29 protein-coding genes are annotated in these 24,030 nt (G+C 67.3%); 9 read left to right on the forward strand and 20 right to left on the reverse strand.

The window, feature by feature from the left end; translation table 11 throughout:
* Positions 1-173: 173 nt before the first annotated feature.
* Positions 174-476: a PadR family transcriptional regulator gene (locus ACIBCT_RS38790; RefSeq protein WP_399197055.1), complete on the forward strand. Its 303-nt coding sequence runs from the start codon at positions 174-176 to the stop codon at positions 474-476.
* 56 nt (positions 477-532) lie between these two features.
* Positions 533-1,150, forward strand: a complete 618-nt coding sequence (locus ACIBCT_RS38795; protein WP_399197026.1) for a hypothetical protein — start codon at positions 533-535, stop codon at positions 1,148-1,150.
* A 34-nt stretch (positions 1,151-1,184) separates the two neighbouring features.
* On the opposite strand, the gene ACIBCT_RS38800 is transcribed toward ACIBCT_RS38795, so the two are convergent.
* The 3 genes from ACIBCT_RS38800 to ACIBCT_RS38810 form a co-directional block, all read right to left on the reverse strand.
* The gene (locus ACIBCT_RS38800; RefSeq protein ID WP_399197056.1) at positions 1,185-1,466 is read right to left on the reverse strand and encodes a hypothetical protein; all 282 of its coding nucleotides are present in this window, start codon (positions 1,464-1,466) and stop codon (positions 1,185-1,187) included.
* Positions 1,467-1,740: 274 nt separating this feature from the next.
* A complete protein-coding gene (locus ACIBCT_RS38805) occupies positions 1,741-3,171 on the reverse strand; it encodes a pentapeptide repeat-containing protein (RefSeq protein WP_399197027.1) in 1,431 nt (476 codons plus the stop codon).
* A 23-nt stretch (positions 3,172-3,194) separates the two neighbouring features.
* A complete protein-coding gene (locus ACIBCT_RS38810) occupies positions 3,195-3,443 on the reverse strand; it encodes a hypothetical protein (protein ID WP_399197028.1) in 249 nt (82 codons plus the stop codon).
* Between the two features lie 318 nt (positions 3,444-3,761).
* Between ACIBCT_RS38810 and ACIBCT_RS38815 the strand changes: the two genes are divergently transcribed.
* The 5 genes from ACIBCT_RS38815 to ACIBCT_RS38835 all read left to right on the forward strand — a co-directional run bounded on the left by ACIBCT_RS38815 (position 3,762) and on the right by ACIBCT_RS38835 (position 7,346).
* Positions 3,762-4,217 carry a lamin tail domain-containing protein gene (locus ACIBCT_RS38815; protein ID WP_399197029.1) on the forward strand — a complete coding sequence of 152 codons (456 nt, stop codon included), beginning with the start codon at positions 3,762-3,764 and terminating at the stop codon, positions 4,215-4,217.
* 229 nt (positions 4,218-4,446) lie between these two features.
* A complete protein-coding gene (locus ACIBCT_RS38820; RefSeq protein WP_399197030.1) occupies positions 4,447-4,623 on the forward strand; it encodes a hypothetical protein in 177 nt (58 codons plus the stop codon).
* 55 nt (positions 4,624-4,678) lie between these two features.
* Entirely contained in the window at positions 4,679-5,464 is a 786-nt protein-coding gene (locus tag ACIBCT_RS38825) for a hypothetical protein (RefSeq protein WP_399197031.1), read from the forward strand.
* Positions 5,464-6,291: a hypothetical protein gene (locus tag ACIBCT_RS38830; RefSeq protein WP_399197032.1), complete on the forward strand. Its 828-nt coding sequence runs from the start codon at positions 5,464-5,466 to the stop codon at positions 6,289-6,291. The genes ACIBCT_RS38825 and ACIBCT_RS38830 overlap by 1 nt, the downstream gene beginning before the upstream one ends.
* Positions 6,292-6,446: 155 nt before the next feature.
* Positions 6,447-7,346, forward strand: coding sequence for a phosphotransferase family protein (locus ACIBCT_RS38835; RefSeq protein ID WP_399197033.1), 900 nt, complete (start codon positions 6,447-6,449; stop codon positions 7,344-7,346).
* 1,126 nt (positions 7,347-8,472) lie between these two features.
* Here ACIBCT_RS38835 and ACIBCT_RS38840 read toward each other — a convergent pair.
* The 8 genes from ACIBCT_RS38840 to ACIBCT_RS38875 form a co-directional block, all read right to left on the reverse strand.
* Entirely contained in the window at positions 8,473-8,766 is a 294-nt protein-coding gene (locus ACIBCT_RS38840; protein WP_399197034.1) for a hypothetical protein, read from the reverse strand.
* Complete coding sequence (locus ACIBCT_RS38845; RefSeq protein WP_399197035.1) at positions 8,763-9,035, reverse strand: hypothetical protein; 273 nt, start codon at positions 9,033-9,035, stop codon at positions 8,763-8,765. Before ACIBCT_RS38845 ends, ACIBCT_RS38840 begins: the two co-directional genes overlap by 4 nt.
* A 2-nt stretch (positions 9,036-9,037) precedes the next feature.
* Positions 9,038-9,376: a hypothetical protein gene (locus ACIBCT_RS38850; RefSeq protein WP_399197036.1), complete on the reverse strand. Its 339-nt coding sequence runs from the start codon at positions 9,374-9,376 to the stop codon at positions 9,038-9,040.
* Positions 9,377-9,799: 423 nt separating this feature from the next.
* Positions 9,800-10,306, reverse strand: a complete 507-nt coding sequence (locus ACIBCT_RS38855; RefSeq protein ID WP_399197037.1) for an NUDIX domain-containing protein — start codon at positions 10,304-10,306, stop codon at positions 9,800-9,802.
* The gene (gene hemC / locus ACIBCT_RS38860) at positions 10,303-11,301 is read right to left on the reverse strand and encodes a hydroxymethylbilane synthase (RefSeq protein ID WP_399197038.1); all 999 of its coding nucleotides are present in this window, start codon (positions 11,299-11,301) and stop codon (positions 10,303-10,305) included. The genes ACIBCT_RS38855 and hemC overlap by 4 nt, the downstream gene beginning before the upstream one ends.
* Positions 11,302-11,500: 199 nt before the next feature.
* Positions 11,501-12,130, reverse strand: a complete 630-nt coding sequence (locus ACIBCT_RS38865; RefSeq protein WP_399197039.1) for a hypothetical protein — start codon at positions 12,128-12,130, stop codon at positions 11,501-11,503.
* Entirely contained in the window at positions 12,127-12,471 is a 345-nt protein-coding gene (locus ACIBCT_RS38870; protein WP_399197040.1) for a hypothetical protein, read from the reverse strand. Before ACIBCT_RS38870 ends, ACIBCT_RS38865 begins: the two co-directional genes overlap by 4 nt.
* A gap of 95 nt (positions 12,472-12,566) precedes the next feature.
* On the reverse strand, positions 12,567-13,739 hold the full coding sequence (locus ACIBCT_RS38875; protein ID WP_399197042.1) for a helix-turn-helix domain-containing protein: 1,173 nt from the start codon (positions 13,737-13,739) through the stop codon (positions 12,567-12,569).
* Between the two features lie 379 nt (positions 13,740-14,118).
* On the opposite strand from ACIBCT_RS38875, the gene ACIBCT_RS38880 reads away from it, so the two are divergent.
* The gene (locus tag ACIBCT_RS38880; RefSeq protein WP_399197043.1) at positions 14,119-14,799 is read left to right on the forward strand and encodes a PASTA domain-containing protein; all 681 of its coding nucleotides are present in this window, start codon (positions 14,119-14,121) and stop codon (positions 14,797-14,799) included.
* Between the two features lie 256 nt (positions 14,800-15,055).
* Here the strand turns inward: ACIBCT_RS38880 and ACIBCT_RS38885 are convergent, their stop codons facing one another.
* The 9 genes from ACIBCT_RS38885 to ACIBCT_RS38925 form a co-directional block, all read right to left on the reverse strand.
* Positions 15,056-17,188 (reverse strand): hypothetical protein, encoded by a 2,133-nt coding sequence (locus ACIBCT_RS38885; protein WP_399197044.1) that lies wholly within the window; start codon positions 17,186-17,188, stop codon positions 15,056-15,058.
* Between the two features lie 38 nt (positions 17,189-17,226).
* Positions 17,227-18,642, reverse strand: coding sequence for a hypothetical protein (locus ACIBCT_RS38890; RefSeq protein ID WP_399197045.1), 1,416 nt, complete (start codon positions 18,640-18,642; stop codon positions 17,227-17,229).
* Entirely contained in the window at positions 18,639-18,794 is a 156-nt protein-coding gene (locus ACIBCT_RS38895) for a hypothetical protein (RefSeq protein WP_399197046.1), read from the reverse strand. The genes ACIBCT_RS38890 and ACIBCT_RS38895 overlap by 4 nt, the downstream gene beginning before the upstream one ends.
* Complete coding sequence (locus tag ACIBCT_RS38900; protein WP_399197047.1) at positions 18,791-20,392, reverse strand: DUF2637 domain-containing protein; 1,602 nt, start codon at positions 20,390-20,392, stop codon at positions 18,791-18,793. The genes ACIBCT_RS38895 and ACIBCT_RS38900 overlap by 4 nt, the downstream gene beginning before the upstream one ends.
* On the reverse strand, positions 20,392-20,601 hold the full coding sequence (locus ACIBCT_RS38905) for a hypothetical protein (protein WP_399197048.1): 210 nt from the start codon (positions 20,599-20,601) through the stop codon (positions 20,392-20,394). The genes ACIBCT_RS38900 and ACIBCT_RS38905 overlap by 1 nt, the downstream gene beginning before the upstream one ends.
* Positions 20,598-20,936: a hypothetical protein gene (locus ACIBCT_RS38910; protein ID WP_399197049.1), complete on the reverse strand. Its 339-nt coding sequence runs from the start codon at positions 20,934-20,936 to the stop codon at positions 20,598-20,600. The genes ACIBCT_RS38905 and ACIBCT_RS38910 overlap by 4 nt, the downstream gene beginning before the upstream one ends.
* Positions 20,933-21,310 carry a hypothetical protein gene (locus ACIBCT_RS38915; protein ID WP_399197050.1) on the reverse strand — a complete coding sequence of 126 codons (378 nt, stop codon included), beginning with the start codon at positions 21,308-21,310 and terminating at the stop codon, positions 20,933-20,935. Before ACIBCT_RS38915 ends, ACIBCT_RS38910 begins: the two co-directional genes overlap by 4 nt.
* Positions 21,311-21,394: 84 nt before the next feature.
* Complete coding sequence (locus ACIBCT_RS38920; protein ID WP_399197051.1) at positions 21,395-22,678, reverse strand: DUF6907 domain-containing protein; 1,284 nt, start codon at positions 22,676-22,678, stop codon at positions 21,395-21,397.
* Positions 22,679-22,903: 225 nt separating this feature from the next.
* Positions 22,904-23,287 carry a helix-turn-helix domain-containing protein gene (locus tag ACIBCT_RS38925; protein WP_399197052.1) on the reverse strand — a complete coding sequence of 128 codons (384 nt, stop codon included), beginning with the start codon at positions 23,285-23,287 and terminating at the stop codon, positions 22,904-22,906.
* Positions 23,288-23,443: 156 nt separating this feature from the next.
* On the opposite strand from ACIBCT_RS38925, the gene ACIBCT_RS38930 reads away from it, so the two are divergent.
* Entirely contained in the window at positions 23,444-23,635 is a 192-nt protein-coding gene (locus ACIBCT_RS38930; protein WP_399197053.1) for a hypothetical protein, read from the forward strand.
* The last annotated feature ends 395 nt before the right edge of the window (positions 23,636-24,030 follow it).

Consider the following 24,030-nt stretch of genomic DNA (forward strand, 5'->3'; position numbering starts at 1 on the left):
AGGCGATACGTCTGCTCCACGATGCTGGCGGACATGTGTCTCCTTGAGAAGCGGATTGGTCGGAAGGGGCGTGGAACCAACAGACGTGACGTATCGTTCTCGATATAGGGTCTATGAAGAGACGAGGTGATCACATGACGAACTCGCCCGCCCAGCCGCCCATCCGGATGACCATGCCGACGCGCGCAGTCCTGGAGCTGCTTCTCTCGGCGGGCCCAGATGATCCGCCCTGGGGATACCGCATATGCGAGGAAACAGGTCTCGGTCCCGGTACCGTTTATCCGATCTTGGAGCGCCTCGAAAAAGCGGGATACGTCGATGGCTACTGGGAGGCCGTAACGCCCACTGACCGGCCGCGCCGCCGCCTCTACGTCGTATCCGGCACCGGCCGTCAGCAGTACGCCGCCGCACAGGCCACTCGACGGGCTCCCCGTTGGGGACTCGGCAAGATCCGTCCCACAGGGGGCGCTACGTGAGCATGAAGGGAAACCGAGAACACCTCTTCGGCCTCCTCTTTGAGGAGGTAAAATGCATGCCTGCACGCAACCGCATCGCCCTTATTGCTTATGGCGCGGGCACTATGGGATTAGTTGCCCTTCTTGTCAAAGTGGCTGCAGGAGATCCCGGCCTCAAAGACAGCAGTTTCTCGTTGGCCACATTAATAACTTCTGCGGCAGTCGGCACTACATATATGGGGCAACTGTTAATTGCATCCTTTGAAGACGAAGCTATTTCCAATCCAATTTCAGCTATAACATCTCAACGCTTGTTGAGTATGGCAGCGTTCATCAGTGGCCGGTCTCGGGGCTGGCGTCTCTTGGAATGGGCCGCCGACTTGGAGCGGAGTCCCAAGCCCGTCCGTTACGCCTCGGGGCTGGTGTGGGCGGCTTTGCGGATGCGCCTGGCCGACCTGACCGGCCCGCTCTGGCGGGCCGCCTGCTGGATGCTGACGACCGAGGCGCGCACGTGGGGCCCGCTGGGCATCGTCATCGCTCTCGCCGTGGTGAACATCTACCACTCCCAAGGGTGGGGAACGGCGTTCTTCACTGGCCTCGTGGAGATCACCGCTGTCGCTCAGGGTGTCCAGTGGCTCCGGAAGCGCTGGGGAGTGACGGTCAAGGGCAGCAAGAAACAGCCCGAAGAGGGGTAAGGCCTGCTCAGCTCCGGAGCCGACGCGGCACGGCTCAGAAGATGATCTTGAAGTGAGAATCGCGGTTATCTGGGTGGGACCCCTGCATGCCACCAGGGGCGCAACGAGCTGCTCGACGGCGGGACGGGTCGTAGTACGCGATGTGGTCGGCCCGCTCGACGGCCACGCCGTGCGTGATGACGTCGCCCTGGCCGCTGCAGACGCACGCGCGGCTCTCGTCGTATGGGTCTTCGCGGGCGACCTCGGTGTGCCATTCCTGGCTGTGGCCAGAATCTGCCCGCGCGACCCGCTCGTCTTCGGCGTAGCGTGCCTCGATGAACGCGCCAACTCGTGCGCGCGCCGGGCCTCGGGCACGAGGTCGGCGGTCACGTCTCCTCGCCGATGACGATGCCGAAGGCGAGCTCTTTCACGGTCGGCGCGGCCGGGTCGCGTACATCCGGTACGAAGAGTCGGCAGGCTGGCTGATGCTGGCAGTCGCCCCCCTGCCGCCAGGACACTCGCCATGGTCACGGTTCCTGCACGGCGAAGCAGACAGTCGGCCACTCAAAATGCTGTCAAAGCGTCAGGTACAGGTGGTGAACTACCTGCGGCTACTCAGCTGGCATTGGGCCAAAAAGGGTGTTTGCATCTGTTTTGGCAATTACGCGTGTGCTTCTTTCTGATAGACCGAGGCTTCCGCGCAGATCCGCGCCACTAAGATCCGTGTCGTGCAAATCCGTGCTGATCAGGTTCGCGCCGCTCAAGTTCGCGTTACGCAAGTCTGCAACGCTTAGATCCACACGGCGTAAGTCCATGCCACGCAGATCTGCGCCACGCAAGTCTGTGCCACCCAGGTCCGTGCCGTTCAGCCTCAGACCGCGCAGGTCAACGCCACGTAAGCTTGCGCCGCTCAAGTCCGCGCCGCTCAAGTCCGCGCCGCTTAGATATGCGCCGTCCAGGTCCGCGTAGCTCAAGTCCGCGTAGCTCAGATTTGAACTATTCAGGTCCGCGTTGCGCAAGTCCGCGCCGTTCAGACCGGCATCTCTCAGGTTAGCCTTGCGAAGATCGGTGCGGATTAGGCTTGCGCGACGTAGATTGGCGCCTTTGATGCGCACCTCCCTCAAATCGAAGCGGACGACAGCGACGTAGAGATCAGGGTGATTAACTATTTTCCTGCGGCCGAAGACCGTTAGTGCCGCTTGAACATCGGTTGCCGGTTCCTTCGGGAGCCTGGCTGTGGGTTTGGGGTCATGCTGTCGGACAAAAGCGGTGAGCACGTCGTAGATCGTTTGCTTATCGCGGGGGGAGTCGTTCGCCAGTCGCTCCAACGCGTAAATTCCACCCAAGCGAACGTCGTCTTTGGTGGAGCCGAGTTGTTCGACGGCTTTGGTATAGCGGTCGGTGATCTGCCCTTGCTCGGCGATGCTTTGGGCTTGGCGGGAGGTTTCGAGGCTTTGAGCGGTGTACCACAGGCCCTGAGCAGTGAACACGACGCCACCGATCACGACTAGGCCAGTCGCGGCTTGGATCAGGGTGTGGCGGGCGGCGTTGATCGCTTCAACGCGTTCGTGAGCTGACAGCTCGCGTCGATCTTCGTCGGTAAGTGGACGCCGCTCTCCGGCCAGGCGGCGCGCTCCTGGGCCAAGCAGGAGCGCGAGCGCCAGCGAGACGACCCCCGTCAGCGCGATGCCGAAGCAGACCCAGCGCACCCAGTCCGGTACCGCCACGTTCAGCGCCGACACTCCCGAGGCAGCAGACATGCACAGGGTCGCGATCACTACGAAGATCCAGAGCCGCCGTCTCCTTGGTTGGAACGTGACCGGCTCAGGTTCTTCGGGCGTTGAGGATTTCTCAACGCCTGAGGGTTCTGGTTCGGGGCGGGCAGGTGCTTGAGGGCAAGATCGCATCATTCGCATCGCTGCGGCCCCGAGAGCCACGCCTACCAGTGCCCGCTTCACCCACTTGTCCGACATGCCGCCATTCCACTCGTCGATGCTGTTTGACAAGGAGCGAATCAGCCAAATGTCATCTACTGAAATCAAGTCGTGTTGTTGGAGCAGCTGAGCTAGGTACGGCGGGTCATCTCCTCGTCGGCGAGCGCCGCCAGCGCGGCGGCCGCGGCGGACAGTCCGGGAAGCTGGTCGGCCGGCAGCTTCGCGACCTCGCGCCGGGCGGCCTCGAGGTCGCCCCGGTACATCCAGCCCATGGCCGCCTGGGCGACGAGGGTGTGGGTGGCGTGGGTGGCGGCGTCCTTGAGGTTCTCGAATTTCGCAGTAATCATCTTCAGATGTTCCAGGTGGAACACCTGTCCCATCTGAGCCCCTCGCGTTCGGGGAGGGGGCGAGGTTGGTGACTCGCGGTTGCCGATCGCGCGGCAAGGGTCGTGAAACACGACCCTTCGAATACCTGCCATTTCCCTGACCACGAAGCACGGTAATGCCCCCTGCCGGCAGCCTAAGGTTCGGCTTCACCATCACGCGTGCGGTGCTTTTGCCTCTCGTGAGCGTTGTCGCGTCTTGGGGTGCCAACAGAACGACGTTCACCGGTCAACCGCCTGTCCGGGTAGGCCGTCTCACCATTGCCCCATCCCTTCCAGCTTGAGGATCCAATGGTGCGCTCCCTCCCTCTGGCCTTGTCCGCCGCGTTGGCCCTGGCGCTCGTCCCCGTCGCGCCGGCGCAGGCCGCCGCGGTGCCTGCGATCCAGATCGTGCGGATCCACTACAACTCGCCGGGGTCGCCGGATAACGGCGCGAACCTCAGCCTGAACGGGGAGTGGATCCAGCTCAAGAACACCACTCGGAGGGCGATCAACCTTCGGGGGTGGACGCTCCGTGACAAGACGAACCGATCGGACCACGTGTACACGTTCAGCCCGTTCGTCCTCAGCACGGGCAAGACCGTCACCGTGCGGACCGGCCGGGGATCGAACACTGCCGCCAACCGCTACTGGGGTCGCGGCGGGCAGGGGACGTTCTCCTATATCTGGAACCAGACCTCGGACACCGGGTACGTCCACAACTCGACCGGGAAGCTCGTCGACTCCTGCGCATACAACAGCTCCCGGCAGGAGTGGGTCGACTGCCGGTAGGAGCTGGCGCGAAGGCCTTGCCTTGCTCCTGGGGCGGGGCTTTCGTTGCGTCCGAGCCAGATTCGGGTTCGGGCCAACCGCCCGACCCTGGCCGGCGTCTTACAGGGTGAGGCCCATCAGCGTGCGGCTGACCGGGCCGGCGTCTCCTCGCCCGGGCGGCCGCCTCCAGCGGGGGCGGTCACCCGGAACCGGCTGCGGACGATCAGCGGCCGGGGCCAGCATGGGCGGCATGGATCCTGAGCTGAGCGCCATCACCGCCGCCCTGACCCGCCTCGATGCTGACGCGGCCCGGGCCCGGCTGGAGCTGGCGGTGGGCGGGAGCGAGGAGGACGCGGCGGAGATCATGCTGGGTGGAGTGCATCGGCCTCCTGCGCCACGCGGGCACGACTATTCCGCAAAGGTGTAACGCCCGCCCGGCGATCTCCGCTGTACTAAGGCCATGACGTTTGCCACAAGAGGAGGTGCGTGACCTGCCTCGCCCCAAGCGCATGTCGCCCGGATACTTCGTCATCGAGTCCATTCGGGGACCGCTCCCCGACGCAACTGGCGACGCACTGCTGGCGCGCATCGAGACTGCGGTCAAGCTGAACAACGACGACCGCCCCTACGCTGTGGCTAACGAATACGTCACGGCGAGGCTTGCCTACGCTATAGGGTTGCCCGTCCCTCCAGGTGAGCTTGTGGAGCTTGCTGACGGGCGAATCGGCTACGTCTGCATGATGTTCAAGCCCGAAGGAGTCAGCCTTCCGCCCGTGATCGCCTCCCAACTGGTGGAGCAAGATCCAAAGTTCTGCATGGGCGTGATCATGTTCGACATGTGGGTTCGGAACGGCATTGACCGGCACGAAGGGAACCTGGTCTACCGTCCCGAAGAGGGCGGGGCGGTTTTTGATCATGACACAGCGCTTCTCGGTTGTACTCCAGGGCGCGCTGTGCAGGAGTTGGGCAACGCCAGGAATCAACCATGTCTGGACGGGCACTGTCTCGTCAGAGACATCTCCACAGTCGAGCATGCCTCTGACTGGGCGGCACGTGTGGCAGCCGTACCGACCTCGTTGATCAGCGACGCTGCAGCGAAGGTCTTCCGGTTTGGCCTGATCACGGCTCCGGAGCGTGACGCAATGGTCAGTTTTTTGGCATTCCGCAAAAGCCGTTTGCTGGAATACCTTGGAAGCAGCCAGGCCCTGTTTAAGAGCGTCCGTGCATGGCCAATGATCGATGGAGCGAACGAGGCAGGTGAGAGCTGATGTCGAGTCCATGGTTCGTCGTCAAGTACATGCCCGACCTCTATCGGCGTGAGCCCCGCAACGTGGGGGTCGTCCTCCTTGATCACGGAGAGGGTTGGGCCCGCTTCTTCGGCCAAGACTCTGTGTCTGGTGATCTGAACGACAAACTGGCCTGCCAACTGGTACCCGAAATCCGGACATATCGGGCATGGGTTCACTACTTCATGCACCATGCCACCGAGGGGTCGTGGCAGACGGTTCTGGACTCGTTGAGCCGGAGGCGGGCCTTCGACAACTTCTACGTCGAAGAGGGGGGCACCTACGAACGAGAGTTCGACGATCCTCGTTCGGTGCTTGAGGACCTGTTCCAGAGCCTCGTCGGAGATCACCCTCGGCTGCCAGGCCAGGCTGCGTCGCGAGACCTGAAGAGTTTGGTTAAAGAGGTTTTCAAGGCTGCCAATATCGAAAAAAGAATTGAGCGTCTACCCGCTTTCCCTGTAGAGGTATCAGGCACTCGGAAGCATGTCCAAACGACAGTGCAGTTCGATTACCGGTACACGAACGGGGCCACGACCATCATGGAGCGAGTGCCACTGTCAATGTCTAAAAGGCAGGTCAACGTCCAGACGGTTAATGAATTGTTGTATCGAATCGAGAACGTTATTCGCCGGTATGACGTTGATCGATTTGTCGCTATGTACCACGTGCCGGATTCTGCGCCTGAGGAAGCCCGGGAGTTCATCGAGCCCCAGCTCAAACTGCTAGAGACGTATTCCGATCTTCTGGATGTTGGAGACGTTCCCGAGGCGGCGAGCAACTTGCGGCAACGTCTCTCGATGAGACGGTGACTGGGTAGCGCCGTTCCGCGGAGCCTCTGCTGGGGCTAGGGAAGCTTCGCTGCTTTCTGCCGTCGTGTTATGGCCAACGCTCTGTGTCATCCGAATTGAGTTCGGTGTCCGCTGACGCGCTTGACGTTGGCTAGCAAATTCGCTCAGAAGGCGCTATGAATCACCATAGAAGGCAGTGGGTTGACCTGCCCGAACCTGCTCGTGAGGCTATCCAGGAGCAGACGGGCCTGGCCGTCGACATTCGATCGGCCGAGGCCGGGCTGACCTCTGGAATCGCCGCACACATCACCACCGAGGGGGCCGTCTTCTTCGTGAAGGCGGCCCCCGCCGCTGCGCCGGTCGCAGGGCACCTGCTGCGCGAACGAGCCGCCAACCGAGCCCTCCCCGCCAGCGTCCCCGCACCGCGGCTGCTGTGGACTGAGGACGTGGCCGCCTGGCATGTGCTGCTCTTCGACCACGCCCCTGGCCAAGAAGCGGACCTGTCCCCCAGCTCCCCGGACGTTCCCGCTGTGATGGAAGCGGTCGCCGCCATCTCCATCCCGTGCCCGTGGACCGACGCACCCTCGATCACCGGCAAAGCCGCCGCGCTGCTTCGGCAGGCTGAGGCGCTCATCGCGGAATCCCCGGCCGAGTACGCCTGCTACGAGCCGCTCGTCAAAGCCCTCAACCTCGACGAGCTCGACGGGCCAGCGTTGCTGCACGCGGACCTCCACGCCGGCAACCTGCTCGTCGACGGCGACCAGTGCTGGATCGTCGACTGGTCGATGGCCTGCCACGGCGCCCCCTGGGTGGGCGTGGCCCTGCTGGTGGTGCGGCTGATCGACGCCGGCCACACGCCTGCCGACGCTGAGCAGGTTGCCGCCCGGGTGCCCGCGTGGAGTTCGGCGCCCGCGGATGCGGTGACCAGCCTGGCTGCGGTCCGGACTCTGTTCTCCACTCGGATGGCGGACGTCGGCCCGGCTCACCTTCGGGCGAAGCGGTTGCGGACCGCGGCGGCCGGGCGGGCGTGGGTGGAGTGCCGCGCTGACCGAGGAAAAAGCCACTTGGGCACTTAGAAGCGGTGTGACGGAAACCGTAGAAATGGAGAACCGGACATGCCCCTCTCCTTCACAATTTCCACCCAGTAGGCGTGGACACTAATACACTAATTAAAGATCGATGACGACCATCTAGTGGCCGACGAGATTTCCTTTTCGTCTGGAATCGTATGGCTGTAGAGGCTGGGGTGAGCAACTACGGCAGCCGAATACTTTTGCGGGCCAGACTTAAAAGACTCCGCTACAAGGCAAGCAGCCCCCATCCCGTTATAGTTGATACAAAGTTCACCCGTGTTGCGATCGAAAGTCCATTCTGAATTCTCCGTAGGATATTGTGGGGCCACATCTTTAAAATTCTTTTCGTGCGCCACAACAACTAGCGGTTTTCCGCGTCCCGCTGCACTATCTCCTCCATGGTGAACCTCCGCGGCCACCATACATGCACGACCAGCTTTCCCTAGGTAGTTTATACAGATCTGCTTACCAACGTATTCCCATCGGGAGTGCGCTGCATAATTGGTTACTTTGCCGAGCTCCCCGATAGGGACTACCGCCACCCGCGGCTTCCCGGTGGGATTATTCTCGGCATCCTCAACTACTAGACACTTAAGGCCAATGCTCGAATTTACGCAAATCGCACCAGGAAATTGAGGCCCACAGCTTAAGCATTTTAATGGGTCGACAAAAACGCCTATGAGTATCAGTATAAGGAGCCCTGTGATCAGCTTTGGCCCGAACGTACGAAGACTCCGGAGGCGACCTGGAGATTGAGAGGTGATCACATCTGACGAGCTGGAATTGTTACCCGTTTGAGCATCCCGTGACGGCGCGCCCTTAATTGCCAACACGAGCGATACTAGGGCTAAGACAGCCGACGAGAAGCTTGCAATTTGATCCACGGGTTCAAGAAGGCCGCGCCTAGCAATTAATGTTACGATTATAACGAATGTCAACAGAGCGCTGACTGCCCACAGCCTGCCAGAGGTCATCTGCACATCTTGTCCGACTTCAAGATCGACTGCAGTTGGCTACCCAAACAGGAATAACTGGAGATTCATCCCATTTGCCGCTTATGCCACTTTTAGCCGGGTCGGCCACCCTGGGCTCCATACAGATCAAAAAGTTAGAACGGCGAGCGGATTCTCTACCCGACGTCGCCTCGGGCCGCCTCCTGGAGCGCCTTCCACGCGGCATACCGGTCTCGCCGCTGCTCGTCCTGCTGCCACCACGGGTGCCTGTTCAGCGCCTCCAGCGCGAGCAGGCGCTCTTCGGGCACCCGGGCCAGCCTTCCCCCTTGCTCTTCCGTCTGGGCGCCTTCCAGGGCTTCCTGCGGCGACGGCAGAGCGTCGGTCACCTCCTGAACGCGGGCATCCGCGGCCCAGTAGGTGCGCTGCGCGGCGCGCAGGCTCGGGGACTCGGTCAGCGCAAGTTTGTTCACGCCGTCCGGCCGCATTTCTTTTGGGTGCGGTTCTCGCGGCGCTTCTGTGCGCTGGCCAGAGCGAGTTTCTGCATGTATGCCTTGCGCAGCGATTCGGCGCGGCGTTTGCGCTCCTCGATGGGGAGCACGCCCTCGGGGTCGACCTCGCGCTCGAAGCGGGCGAGGAACGCGTCCCGGCCAGGCTTGGTGCGGGCCTGGGGGTCGGCAGTGTTGGCCCAAGAGAGGTGGGCTCCCATGCGGCCGCGGAGGGCTCGCTCGGCCGGGGTCATACTCACGGCGCACCTGTCGCTCGGTAGAGGCGGCTAACGCTGCGGTCGGCCTTCGGGACGGGGGTCCGGTTCGTCGGCGCGACCTTGGGCCGAGCCAGGAAAGTGGGCTGTGGCGAGGCAAGGGCGGACTGCTTCTTGATGGCTCGCTTGGACTGTGCGGCCCTGGGCTCCACGACGCCTTCACGGATGATTCGTTCGATCTGCTCGTCGGTCCAGAAGACGTTGCTGCCGATCCGGGTGTGCGGGATTGCCCGTACGCGGGCCTGCCGGTACAGCCACGAAGCGGACTTACGTATCAGCGGTGCGGTCTCGTGGGCGGTGTGGAGCTTTGGGGGCGTCATCGGACTTCCCTCTTGAGCACCTTGTAGGTCAGCCACGCGCCGGATGTGGTCTTGTGATGAACGCCGTACACCGAGTCGAGGCCGTAGCGGGCGGCCAGTTCGTCCTTGGTGAGCCATCGGTCGGGGGAAGAAGACACCCCTCTAGTTAGAGGCATAACGCCTCGTCAGCCAAGCTTACGGAGTGTCTCTGCATTCCCGCGAAATGCGCAATATTAGACGAAATGGTGGTGGCCGACACCCCTCCGGATGCGGGCCGCCACCACGATCGGTGATGCGACGACGCCAGGCCGAAACGCCGCCCCAGCCGCACCTATCCCCGCGGGCGGTTGGCCTGTCCCTCAACGGCCGGTCGCCCCCACGGGGGAGCCAGCAGCGTCAGGTCACCGTCGTCTTCGCGCACAGGATCGGCGGGATTGGCGAGGGTCAAGGCATTACCGTCCGTTCGCGTATCGAGCCGGGATCCTGGTCGATGTAGTGGCCTGGGCCGTGCAATCCGGCCTCGGTGAGCCGTTCGGCGATCAGCGGGTGAAGCTGTGCGGTCGCACGGTGCGCGGGGGTGAGCTGCCAGGCGTCGACTTCGCTGGTCTGAAGGGTGATCGCTCTCAAGTCCTGCCAGCGGACGGTGCGGGTGCTGAACACGAAGGCGATCCGGTCGCGGCGGCCGGTGTTGCCGGTCGGTACCCATGCGACGGTGATGAGGCGTTCGACGTGCAGGCTCAGCCCGGTTTCCTCGCGGGCTTCGCGGGTCGCGGCGGCGGCCGGGCTCTCGCCGTGGTGGGCGCGCCCTCCGGGGAGTTGCCAGCGGTCGCGGTCACGGGTGGTTCGCAGGATGAGCCACCGACCCACCTCGTCGAGCACGAGGAGGTGGGCGGTGACAGCACAACCGTACGGATCGTCTGCGGGGACCGGCCGTGGGTCCGGGCCGGTCACTTCCGGGTTGCGGTGATCAGGTTGCGGGCGCCCTGGTGGAGCAGGTCGGCGGCGACGCGGGCGCCGAGAGTGGCCGGGTCAGAGTGATCTCCCCAGGCGTGGGAGCGGGCGAAGGCGCTGCCGTCGCGGTTGAACACCATGCCGAACAGGCTCATCTTCCCATCGGGGGTGGTGGAGGCGTGCCCGGCGATGGGGCTGTTGCAGTGGCCGAACAGCATATGCAGCATGGTCCGTTCGGCGAGGATGTGGCGAGCCGTCGGCGGGTGGTTGAGCTCGTCCAGGACCCGCATGGTGGGAGTGTCACTGCTGCGGGCTTGGATGCCGACGACGCCGGCGCCGATGGGCGGCACCATCGACACGACGTTGTCGTCTGCGGTGTGGAACTCCAGGGGAAGGGTCTCGTGGTGGCGCTCCAGCAGGCCGAGACGGATCAGGCTGGTGCGGGCGAGGATCAGTGCGGCGTACTTGCTGTTTTCATCGTCGAGTTTGGCCAGGCGGGTGTCGACGTTGCCGCGGATGCGTTCGGTGCGCAGGTCGGGCCGGTGGATGCTGAGCTGGGCGCGGCGCCGTACGGAGCTGGTGCCGATCAGTGAGCCGGCGGGCAGGCTGGCCAGGGGGATGCCGTCGCGGGTGACGACGACGTCGTGCACGTCGTCGCGGGGCAGGTAGGCGCCGAACGATGTGCCTTCGGCCAATGGGACGTCGCCGGGGACGTCTTTCATGCAGTGCACGGCGATGTCGATCCGGCCGCCGGTCAGGGCGCGGTCGATCTCCTTGCTGAAGGCGCCTTTGCCGCCGATCTCGGCGAGGTCGCCGGGCCACAGGTCGGCGGTGACCTGGATGGGCGTGATCTCGATGGGGACGCCGGGCGCGAGTTGGGCGATCAGGGCGGCGACGTGGTCGGCTTGGGTTCTGGCCATGGTGGAGGTGCGGGTGCCGATCCGCAGTGGGGTTTCGGCGAAGCGGTTGTGGAGGATCTCGGTCAGGGCACTCACGTTGACTCCTCAGTAAGGGGGTTACTACACGCGGTAGTCGCTTTTTGGTGGGCAGTGCCTTGGAGGAAGGCGCTGGCAGAGGGCATCATTCTCGCGATCGGTGCCCGCGCCCCGGATTTTGGGGCGGCCCGGTGGGGCTTAACCCCGCGGGCGGCCCCCAGTGCCACCACACCACCACCCGCGGGGAGCTTCCTCGTTCTCAGTCCCGGCCCGCCGCCTGGAGGTCATACACCCGGACGACCAGCTGCGTGGCCAGCGCGTAGGGGATCAGCGCCTTCTCGCCCAAGCTGACCTCGACGCTGTACTCGCCCGTCGGGACGGCCCGCCCGCCCGGGCCGGGGGTGAACATGTCGGCCAGCACCGCAGCGGGCTCGGCGCGGGCCACGGTGCACACCGTCGAGGAGATGTGCAGCTGCGGGCACGTGACCAGCGCCTCGGGAATGCACGCCCGGCAGGTGGGCGGCGCGCTGGTGAGGCCGCCGGCGGGATCGTCGGGGAAGGTGCGGAACGCGGTGGCGGTCATGATCCACGGGATGCGGCCGGTGGCCGGATCGGTGACCACCCCGCCGCACACCTGGCACAGCAGCTTCTCCATGCACCGCCACTGGCGCAGCGTGTTGAGCTTGCGCCACTGCGGGGCCCCGCGCCGGTTGTTCAGCACCCGGGCGCGCAGCACGCCGCGCACCACATCGCCGCGGCGCGGATCGTCGTAGGCGAGCCGCGGCCCGTTGAGCGGACGCCGGCTGAACCACAGGGGTTGGGGTGCGGCCTCGTCGGCGTGGGCGATGACGTAGGGGACGCGCAGCTGCGGCGGCGCTGCGGCCGTCACCGTGCCGTCTCCTGCTCGGCGGTCTCGTCCGCCCAGGAGATGCCGGCCAGCAGCAGGTATGCGTCCTCGATCGTCAGCTCGCGGTCTCCGCGCTGCTCGCGGCCGGCCTGCTCCACCGCCTCGAGCTGCTGGCACAACCCGGCCGGGTCTGGCGCGTGCAAGGTGCGCGAGCACGGGCACCCCGGGATCCGGCACGGGCCGGTCGCGTACCAGAACACGCCCGCCCGCCAGATCCGCCATGGCGGGAACGCTTGGCCGATGTGCAGCATCAGAGCGTCGGCCTGGCCGTCGGCCAGCAGCAGCGGCGAGGCCGGCCTGTCGTGCGATGGAGCATCCAACATGGTCTTTGACCTCCCGCAGTCGCGTCACGTTCGGTGGCGTGACGGACACGGTAGGTCTGGGTGACAGGCGTGTTGTTTCCGTTCGGAAACCCTTGTCAGATCAGGTGCATGCGCCAGGCCAGGCCACGCAGATCGCGACCTCCCGCCCGGTCGAGCATGGCCGCGACCAGCTCGCGGATCAGCGGATGGTTGTGAACCTGCGTCGGAGAGAGCCGCTCAGCCTTCTTCAACTCCTGCACGGCGTCGGCGCCGCGGTCGAGCATCGCGTGGGCGCGCGCCTTCTCCACATGCAGGGCGGCCCGCCTGTTGTCCGACGCCAGCGCCCGCGGGTTGACGTTCTTCGCGTACTCCAGGGCGTTGCCCGGCTTCCCGGCTTCCACGGCCAGGGAGGTGCGCCACACGCCCACGTTGGCGATGCCGAACAGCTCGAAGGCGTCGGAGGCGTCGCCCAGCGGCTCGGCGAGCCGGGCGGCTTCCCGCGCCTGGTCGTCGGCGCCGCGGTGGTCGCCTTGGATCTCGCAGGAGAGGGCGGCACTCAGCCTCAACATCCCGTGCACCTGGTGGGCGAACGGGTCGTCGCCGATGTGCGGCTCCACCTCATCGGCGATCCGGGGAGCGATCATGAGGGGTTTCGGCTTGTTCGCCGAGCTGCGGGCGTGCGCCCGCCCGTAGGCGGCGGCTCCTCGCCAGATCGGATCGCCGAGGAGGTCGGCCGCCTGCTGGCCGCGTTCGCCGCTGATGTAGGCCAGGTTCGTCTCACCCAGGTGGCGGAGCATGCACGCCCCGTCGGATCCGCAGGCCAGCACGAGCAGTTTCAGAGCTTCGCTCCTGTCGGGCTCGGCGTCGGCGGCTGCGTGAACGTACAGCTCACCGATCAGCGCGGGCAGCAGCCGGGCCATGGTTGCGTAGTCGCCATGGCGGAGGGCCATGTCCGCCTGGTTCAGGTCGGCGCGCAGGAGTTCGACGGGCCGGGTCGGGATGTCTGGCGGGTCGTCGGGGGCGGCGTCCATGAGGATCCGCTGCAGCGGCACGAGGTTGTAGTGACGCCGTTCTGGCCGAACCTCGGGGGCGGGCCCGCCGAGCAGGAAGTCCGCGGACACCTGCAGCGCCTCGGCGAGCGCTGCGATGTCCGAGCGGCGCTCCAGCCGGACCCGGCCGTTCTCGATTTTGCTGAGCCATCCTTTGGATCGGCCGACGAGTCCGGCGAGCGCTTCCAGGCTGATGCCTCTGGCTCGGCGGGCGGCGCGGACGTTCTCGCCGATGGTCATATCCGGGCGAAGGTCCATCGTGTACCGTCCTGATCAGGCTCTGCACGGTTTCTGAGGCGTCGACACCCTCAGGCTACGGTGCAGGGCCTTCATCATGCGAGGAGTCGCAGGCTTGGCCCCTTCGTTGAGCGGCAAGTTGGCCGCCGAGTAGTTCCTGTTTCCGCCTGGACGTGCCGGATGTGCAAGAACGCCTTGTACGCGCAAGTCCTATTGGGTCGATCAATTTGCAGGTCGTTGCCCAGTGGATCGGTGACGGTTCGAGATTCGGTGCATCCCGAACCCGATAAAGCGGTTGTCAATAATTGTGATTCGGGCATTCCCTGGTGTAGTTCCCATAACGACCGTCACTCAGAGCACACAGGCTCTTTACCGTGAGCGCATGGCACGCAAATCGTCCTCGAACCTCTTGGCGCCCGTAATCGTCGTCCTCTTGATCGTGGGCGGCTGCACGCAGCTCGTCAAAAAAGTGTTCGGTACTGACGATCCTGAGCCAGCCCAGGCTGCGCAGGCGGCGGCTGGGCCAGTGACCGTGCCGAACCTGGTGAAGAAGAAGGTTCTTCATGCGAAGCACGCGACCAAGGCTCTCGGTCTGATTCTGTCCACTGCTGGCATAACAGGCAGTTCGTGTGACGAGGAAGCCGACTGTCTCATCTACCGAATGGAACCGAAGGCCGGCACGGTCGTTAAGGCGGGTGCGGAGGTGGACGTCAAGTTCGTCACCAGCGAAGAGTGGGACTTTTACAAGAAACACCGGAAGATGCCGAACGTGATCGGCTGGTCAGATGGCAAAGTGGAAAGCTTCTTCAAGAAGATCAGAGATGGAGTATGGAAGGAACAGAAGGAAAGCGCTCAGGTGCCACCGGGAGCGCAGCGGGTGATCAAGCAGTCTCCGAAGCCGGGCCGACCGCTTAGAGTCGGCCAGAAGATCGATTTGGTGATTGCTTACAACCCCGATTCGCCCACCTCTGTTGGAGATGGCGGCACGGACCTGGACTTCAATGGCCCCAACAGGAACCGTCGAGGTGGGGGTGGCGGATTCTGCCGATCCAAGTGGTGTTGACGCTCCACATCGTCGGGCCAGTGGCAGAGAGTCAGGGAAACACCCTGAGCTCTCTCACGTGGTTTTGAGGGTGTCCGGGGCCGGAAGCCCCCTCACACGGGCCCGCAGACCCTCGTAGGCCCCCTCCGGGAAGCCCCCGGACACCCGGACACCCGCCCGGTTTCCGCACCTCACGGCGGCGTTCGGGGGGTGTCCGGGGTGTCCGGCCCGTACACCCCCCGGACGTCCGGGGTGTCCGGGTGTGGGTGTCCGGGGGTCACGCCGGCCAGGCGGCCACCTCCTCGGGCACCTTGAGGTCGCCGCTGGCGATCATCTCCGCCGCGCTGAGTAGGTCGGAGCGGTCATAGCCGCGGCCCTCAACGCCATTACGTAGGAAGGCCCGGCCTAGCGGGCGCACCCCCAGCGGGCGCAGCAGCGCGGCCAACGCCGCCTCATCAGCGCAGCTGACCGCGGCGGCCAGCTCCCGGCTGTGCAGGCGAGGGGCGTCGGCCCGGTGGAAGGCGCGGATGGCGCGCAGCAGAACCTCAGGCAGCTCGTCACCGTCATCCGCGGTCACCTGGTGGATCTGCTCGGCGTGGATGGTTTCGGCCCGCTCCGGGGTCAGGTCGTAGGTTCCGGCGAACACCGGGCCGGCCGCGGTGGCGATCTCGGACGGGTCCGGCCAGGACGACGCTCCGCCCTGCAGCACGGTCAGATGCCCACCGGCGGCGGGCGCCTGCTTGGCCGGCACCCGCTCGGCGGGGACGGCCGGGGCGGTGCGTAACCGCTCGGCGGGCAGCGCCACCCCGGCCGAGCCGCCGCCGAACGCCTCCCGCATCCGCTGCAGCCGGTCCCGGTAGATGCTGCCGCCGACGGCGATCCCGGCCGCGTCCAGGTCGGGCCGGTTGTTCGCGATCGTCACCGCGGCCCGCGCGATATCGCCGTGCAGCAGGTTGCCGGCCTTGAACGGGCGCACCGCCGACCCGGGCACCCGGTAGAAGCCGCTGCCGGGCCCGGTCAGCTCGTCCGGGTCGGCGCCCTTGTTCCACCCGAACAGGTAGGCGAGCTCTGCGTCGTCGTCGCAGTACATGCCGATCTTCACCTTCGACTGCTTGATCACGTCGGGGGAGATCATGTCCTGCACCGCGCGCAGGCTGGAGACGATGACGTTGAACCCGGCGTCCCGGCCGATGCGGATGATCTCCTCGACGTTGTCGCGGATCTCGTTCTTGATCGGGTCCCGGCTGGTGGCCGACATAATCTCGCCGCCCTCGTCCACGATCAGCTGATACGACGGCAGCCCGGCCGACAGGGGCAGCAGCGACACGTTGCGCTCGACCTTCAGATGCCGGTACGACGTTTTGCGGTCGATGGCCATCTGCACAAGGACCCGCGACATCAGCAACGCCTCGTCCAGGTCGGCCGCGGCCCAGTCGATCGCCGGCCGCTTGGTCTCCCCTTCCAGCCAGGGGTGCAGCCACGGTTGGGCGAGGGATCCGCCGTTGCAGTCGAGCACGCCCGCCAGGGCGTTGTCGCAGCGTCCGATCTCCCACACGAAGCCGTGCAGCAGCGTCGTCTTGCCCGACCCCTTCTGGCCGATCACCACCACGCTCTCCTCGCGCAGCGGCACCCCCATGAGGCTGGAGTCGCGGTGCTCACCCAGCCGGGCCGGGGCGTGGATGTCGCGCGAGCTCAACTCGCCGTGCCAGGCGACGTCTTCGGCGAGGCGGTTGGTCGTCATCACGTGCATGACGAACGATCCGCGGTGCGGGCCCTTGTCGATGTCGATGCCGCACCCGTCGGGCAGCCGGGCCGCGGACGCCAGCGGGGCGGCGGCGGAGACGAGCTGCTGGCGGGTGGAGCCGTCCAGGGGCAGTAGCCCGGTCAGCGTGTATCCGGCGCCGCTGTCCCAGTGCCGCACGTCGGTGATCTCCACCCGGATGCGGGTCACCCGCTCAATGCGCGCCTGCCACTCCTGGGCGAGTCGGCTGTCCCTGCGCAGCACGACCGCACCCCCTCGGCCGCTGGTCGCGCTGGCGGCCGGGTCCTTGATGCGGAACCAGGGGGCGAGCACTCCGGCGGTGAGCGCGCCCAGGCCGAGGGTCAGCAGGGTCGGCTGCGACCAGGGTGTGATCGCCGCGGCGTAGGTGAGCCACCCGCCGCCGCCCAGCACGCAGCACAGCCGGTACAGCAGCGTCGGCGTGTGCGCGCCCCGCTCAGCCGAGTGCAGGACGCTGCCGACGGCGGACACGACGGTGCCGGCCAGCGTCCAGAACGGTTCGACCTCGAGGGCGTGGGCGGTGGCGGCGAGCGCGGCCACCCCGAGGAAGCCGGTCACCGCACCCGAGGCCGGGCCGCGCGGTGTCAGCGACCAGTCGGCTGCGGGCCGCGCCTTCGTCGTGGTGGCCACGAATCCCCCTTCGTTCTTCGTTGTGCTGGTTGAGCTGGTCAGACGTTCCACAGGTGTTCGCCGGTGCGCGGCGCTTCGCGGCGCTTGATGTCGTCGGCGTGGATCCGCCGGAACGCCACACCGATCTGCTCGGCCATCGCGGAAGTCTTGGCCAGCGCGGTGTAGAACTCGCCGAGCATCTGCACGATCCGCGGGTCGATGGGGTATCCGGCCTCGAGGTTGCGGGTCACGGTGCGCAGCGCCATGGCCACGTTCTCCGGGAGCTGGGGAAGCTGGTCGAGGTCGCGGGCGACCTCCCACATGTCCATGGGCAGGTAGCGGGAGACGGAGGCGACCATCTGCCCGGAGATGGCGGCGAGCGGGGATCCGTGGGACATGGGGATGTACCTCCTGGGGGTGAGGGCGAGCGTGGTCGGGGTGGGGATGGGCATCGTGCGGGTGACTGGCGCGGCCGGGGTGGACGGCTCGGCCGAGGAGTCCCCGGCGGTGGCTGGGGCGGCGTCGGGCCCGCCGGTTGTCGAGCGGGGGGATAGCCAGGGCCAGCGGGTGGTCAGTCGGGCCCACCAGGTGCTGAGTCGGCGGCCGGTACGCCGGTCCACCCATCCGCCCGCCCGCCGCACCAGCTCGGCGGCGCGCTGGTCGAGGTCGGGGGAGGCGGAGCGGCGGCGAAGCACCTTCCCTGCTTGGGCGATGCGGCGTCGAGCTGCTCGCGCAGAATCGCCGAGCTGGTGGGCCAGGTCGGCGGCGTTCGCGTCCAGGCGGGGGGACGCGGTGCGCTTCCGGATGGTGCGGCCGGTGTTGGCCAGCCGCTGCACGGCGGCCCGAACGGTGTCGGGGCGAGGGGGCGTTCCGCCAGCTGCTCGACGGCCGCCAGGTCCTGGCGGTGTTCCGGGCGCTGGCGGCCGGGTGTGCGGCCGCCCGGTGGGGAACGTCATCCGCTTCCTGTCCGGGCGGCCACCGGGACGGCTCGGGGTGCCGAACGACGGCATCCGCCCCGTCGGACGGCCGCTCTTACCGCCGCCCCCGCCTCCGGTGGAGAACACCGCGCGGCGGCCCGACCGTGAGGTCGAACCGCCGAACATGCTCCGGCCCCCCGACAGGCCGCCGGACCGGTGGGCGGCTCGCGGACTGCTCGACCGGTCCCGGCGGGCGCGGTCTCGCCGAGGGTGAAAACGGCGCCACCGGTAGAGGCCGTACCCGCCCGCGCACGCGACGGTGCCGACGCCCCCGGCCGCCAGGCCGAAGGCGCCGAGCCCTTGATACAGGCCGAGACCGCCCACGGTGAGCAGCGATGCCGTGCCGAGCAGCAGTTGCCCGGCCGGGGTGCCGCGCTCGGCCTGTTCGCTGCTGCCGCTGCTCTGGCCCGCCGCGGTGGGCTCCGGCGCCGGCGTCTCGTCGAAGTCCTGCTCTGCCTGCTCTGGACGGGGCGGCGCCTCGGGGGCGTCGGCGCTCATCCCGCCTCCCGCGCCGGACGCTTGAGGTAGTGAATGGTGATCATGCGGTCGGTGTTGTAGACGACGGCGACGAGCTCCCAGCCGTCGGCGCCGAGCGCGGTCAGCTCCGACTCGCTGAGGCTGGCGCGGACGAGGTACTCCCAGCGGGTCATGCCGCACCGCCCGCCGGGCCGCGCCCGTTCGTCGAGCCGTTCGCAGCGGCGGCGCGCTCCCGCCACTGGCGGCGTAGCTCCGTGGCGCCGGGCCCGGACAGCGCTTCCGCAGGCGTCATGCCTGCGAACAGCTCCTCGTCGGACGGCTCGGCGGCCGGCGCCGAGATGGCGTGCTGGCCGTCGAGAGCGGCGAACAGGATCGACCTCTTGAGGTCATGGTCGGCCTGCTCGACGTTCTCGGCCGCCTGCTGCGGGTCGGGCATGTTCCACACCCTGCGGACGAGGAACTTGCCCGTCTCAGTGAGCCCGGCCGCGTTCATGTCGGCCTCGGTCGGCGGGTTGTCCTTCGGGAACTCGCCAGCGAGCGACAGCGCGTTCCGCGCCTTCTCCTCCTCGGTGATCTTCCGCGAGGGAATCTCGGCCGCGGGCGGCACGGCGGGCGCCTCCGGGACGGGGGCGGGCGCCTCCGGCGGGGCGGGCGGAGCGAACTCCTGTGCCACCGCGTCGAGGATCTCCACCGCCTCCCGAATCTCGATGCCCCACCGGTCCGCCAGAGCCCGACGGCCCGGCACCCGGCGGCCCGCCCGGTGGGCGTCCTCAACCACCAGTCGTGCCGCTTCGAACCGGTCGGCGGCCAGCACCGGCACCTCGACCTCGACGGGCGCTTCGACCGGCACGTCCCGGTACACCACCCGCTCCACCACCTCCGGCACGGCGGGTTCCGCGTCGCGGCGGGCGTTGCGCACCAGCCACATCAGCAGCTCGTACGCGCCGACGAAAGCGACCGGTGCGAGTGCGCTGAGCAGGCGTGATCCGGTGCCGCCGTCCCAGCCGTGTGCCACGTTGGAGGCGAGGGTTACCAGCCCGCCCAACGCGAGCGCGACCTTGGCCAGGACCGGCACAGGCAGCCCGCGGCGTGAGCAGTAGAGGATGACCAGGGAGGCCATGACGATCACGCCGTCGGACATGGCCGGGTACAGCATCGCCTCGGCGGGCTTCTCTCCGAGGTCGATGGCCAGGCCGTAGAAATGCTGGTACGACACGTAGGCCGCGGCGGCGGCGACGAGCAGCAGCACGGCCACCGCGACGCCGAGGATGATCCGCTCCCCGCCCGCCGGTGTGCCGGTGCTCGCCGGGGTCTTGGCGACCGGCACGGACCGGGTGCGGCGACGGGTCAGGCGGGCAGCGAGGCGCTCCCGGAAGCCGCGCCGCGGCGGCTGCTGTACCGCCTCCCGCGTCGTCTCGGCGGGCGGTGTGGAAGGGTGCTTCATCAGATCCTTCTCCTGTATGTGCAGGGGTGGGGTTGAGGCCCCGGGCCGGCGGTAGGGTCGCCTGGCCCGGGGCCGGTTCATGAGGGTCAGGTACGGCTCTGCGGCGTCGGTCGCGCCTCGGTCGGCATTACCGCTCCGGCAGGAGGGTGAAGGCGGCGGCGCGGTCGCGGCGATCTGCTCGAGCCGCTCGCGGGTGTAGGGCTGGTCGTCGCGCTTGGTGGGGTCGGGGTGGTAGATGAGCGACTCGACCATTGCCCGGGCGTCGGCCTCGCTGGGGGCCCGCACGGTGCGCTCGCCCTTGTACGTGTCGAAGGTGTAGTGGGGCATCAGTTGCCTCCCTGAGGCTTGCTGGTCTGGAGCTGCTCGGCGGTGGTGGCCCGCTCGGTGAGGGCGGCTTCGCTGCGGCGGAACTCGGTGACCTTGTCGGCTGCGGCGGCGAACCGCTGCGGCACCGACCACGCCAGGTGGGCGAGCATGATGTACGCCTCGGTCAGGGTGAGATCGTCGAGGAGATCGGCGACGTCGCGGTCGTTCACGCCGCACCACCGGCCAGCCAGAACAGGCCGATCAGGGTGGCGGTGAAGTCGGCGCGGCGCTCCCCGATCAGCGCGGTGATTAGATCGCCGATGTCGGCGGCGTCCGAGGGCGGCATCTCCCACACCCGCACCCGGCCGGCCGCGGTGAAGCGGATCCGCACCAGCGGCTCGCCGAGGATCCCGCCGTCCTCGGACTGCAGGAGGGAGACGCGGATCGTGGCCGGGGTGGCGGCCTCGTCGAGGGCGGGCCCGTCGAACGGCTTGAGGTCGAGGCGGTGACCCACCGCCGGGGCGTCGTGGGTCTGCTGGCACCAGGCGGGGCAGGAGGCGGTCACGACTCACCGCCGAGGGTTGCGGCGCCGCGGGTGAGGGCGGCGATGAAGTCGGGCGTGGTGTGGGTGGTGAGCATCGCGAGCACGTCGGCGAGCTGGGCGGCCTGCACGCGGGGGATGTCGAGGATCTCGTCGGGGCCGGGGCCGGGGCCGGGGCCGGGGCCGTCGGAGGGCCCGTAGTGGATGCGCAGCACGGCCGGGCCGAACACGTCGGCGTCTTCGATCTGCAGCAGGTTGACGGCGATGAAGGCGGCGCCCAGGTCGATGGTGTCGACATCGGCGGCGTGCGCGCGCCGGGCGCCGGCAGGGTGGCCGTTGCGGCACCAGACGACGGGGCATCGTCGGGGCGGGGTGGGGTTGGGTACGGTCGGTTCCACGATCACGTCTCCTGTGCGAGCAGGGGCGGGTGGTCGAGGCGCCGGGCCAGTGTTGCGAGCACCGGCCCGGCGCCGTTTCGGTGGTCAGGCGGGCTTGCAGATGCGGCAGCCCGGGCTCGGGCATGCGCCCTCGATGTCGGCCAGCACCATCGGCGCTGGGCTGGCCGGGGTCGTGGTGCGGGCCAGGGCGACCCGCTCGAGGATGGTGTGGGCGAAGTGCTCGGCCTCGGCGAGGGTGAGCACGGCGTCGCTGTCGTTGCTCACCTGGATCAGGGCGCCGTCCACGCCGTCGTAGGTCAGCTCCACCACCCCGCCCACACCGCCCCGCCCGCCGGGCAACAGGGCGTGGCCAGCCCGGCACATGCCGCCGGACGGGTCGGCGGGGTGACGGCTGCCGCCGGTGCAGTCGTCGTGCTCGACACACCACGGGCGGCAGCCGGCCATCGGCGTGCCGGGCTGACTCTGCTGGGCGGCCCCCAGCACCGCCCCCAGGCGGGCCTGATGCTGGGCGGCCTCAGCGAGCGTCATCGTCACGAGCTGCTCGGTGAGACCGCCGCGGCCCACCCGCACCAGCGGCGCCGCCTCCCGCTCGTCCTGAATCAGGAACAGGTGCAGCTCGTCGGGCTCCCACACGCCGGGCGCGGCCTGAACGGGGCGGTGCTGGGTGAGCGGGGTGATGTGCAGCTCGCCGTAGTGGCCGCGGTCGCCGGGGTGATCCTTGTCCCGGTGGAGGGCCTCGCACCAGGCCGGGCACGGCGCGGTCTGCCAGAACGGGCGCCCCTTCACCGGGACGGGCTCCGAGGGCTGACCGGTGCGGGTGTGCTCGGCCAGCTCGCGCAGCCGGTGGGCAAGCTGGTCAGCCTCCTCCGAGGTGAGGTTCCGCTGCCAGGTGCGGGTCTCGTCGGCCAACACCACGACCGGGACGTTGGGCGTCTGCCCGTCCTCGATGAGCATCAGGTCGACGATCAGCTCGCCGCCGGCCGAGCGGCTGAGGTAGGTGCCGAACCGCAGGGGAATGTGCGGGCGGCTGCTCCAGTGCCACAGGTCGTGGGGGTCGTCGTTGCGGTGGTCTTCGCTACACCAGGCCGGGCAGGCGGGGATAGGGCGGGTGGCCGATGGCTGCTCGGCGACGGCGGGCGGCTCAACGGCCTGGGTGGGCTGGAGCTTCGCCTGCTGCTTGAGGCAGGACCGGCAGGTGATCGGGTCGCTGGTCTCGTCGTATCGGCCGACGATGGCGGAGACGTCGGAGCGGGCCGGGCACAGCGGGTTGCCGGGGGTGGTGCTGGCGTGGATGGTGCCGGTGGAGCGGGTCCGCAGGTTCGCGGCGCTGCTGGCGGTGGCGGGGGTGGTGATCGTACGGTTGTCCATCAGGTGAGGGACCTTCCTGGGGTTGGTTCTGATCCAGGGCCCGTTCCGGTGTTCGTAGCACCGGGCGGGTCCGCATTGCGTTGTGCGGGTGGAGCGGGGGCTAGTCGTCGAACCGGTAGACGTCCTGCTCGTCCTGCCACTCCAACCGCTCGACCGGGTCGGTGATCGGCTGCCACAGCACGGGGACGGTGGGGGCGGCGGAGAGCATCAGGTGTTCCTTCCTGGTCAGGCGGCGCGGCGGGCGGTGCGGGCGGCGAGCAGGATCCGGACCGCGGCGACGTGGTAGCAGCGGCGGCTCTTGACCCCGGCCGGGCATGAGCACCCGTCCGGCGAGGCCAGGTAGACCGTGGTGCCGTCGCTGCTGACCGCGCGGTAGAGGTGGGGGCGGCTGGTCGGGAGGATCGCGCCCTGCTCGATCGCCTCGGCGGCCTTGGCCTGCTGGAAGGGCTTGAAGTCGTCCAGGTCCGCGGCGGCGAGGGTGATGACCCACCGGCCGCTGGTCTTCACCGCGGGGAGCTTGCCGGCCTTGGCCCACCGCTGTGCGGTGCGAAGCGAAATGCCGTGCGCCGCTGCGATCTCGCGGGTCGTGACCTGCGTGGCGGTGGTCATCTGAGCTCCCTTGGTGCCGTGTTTCTGTGTACACAGATTGGCACGCCTGGAGTCATTCCACAAGGGGTTTCTCAATGTTAATGTGTGTACAGAAACGGAAGGCGATGAGGAGAGGTGCGTATGATCTCGTGTACACAAGAACCTGGGAGAGCAGCAGTGGCGCGACCGAAGACAGGCGAGACGCCGATCCGCCACATCCGCATCGGCGACGAGATCTGGGATCAGGTCGAGTGGGTCGCCGAGCAGGACGGCTGCACGAACACCGACGTCGTGAAGAAGGCCCTGGGGGAGTACATCGCGAAGCGTCGTCGGCAACAGCGCGCGAAGAGCGGGCCGGCCAACACGTGAGGGAGACCGGGATCGCCCTCTACGGCTGGCACTTGATGGCACCGAGATGGCACAAGCGGCACCGGAGGGGCCCAACCGGCACCCTGTCAGCCCGTACCGCCCATGCCTGCTGAGCTGCGAGAACACTACGAGACCGACCCCGGCCAAGGGCGCCCCCACCACTAGCAAGGTTCTGCTAATGCGGTTTGGGTTTACCGCCCATCCGGGGTTCAAATCCCCGAGCCTCCGCAGGTCAGAGGCCCTCTCCCGAGTCTTGGGAGAGGGCCTTTTTCGATCTTCAAGGGCTTCATAGTTGCAGTCCTAGTGTGATGCGCCGCAAATTCAGAGGGTAAGTTGCTACCATTTTCGGGTGTCGCATCCTGGACCTTCTGCCGTGGTGATCTCGCTGTCTGAGG

This window comes from Streptosporangium sp. NPDC050855, assembly GCF_044456585.1.
In the GTDB taxonomy this organism is placed as follows: domain Bacteria; phylum Actinomycetota; class Actinomycetes; order Streptosporangiales; family Streptosporangiaceae; genus Streptosporangium; species Streptosporangium longisporum.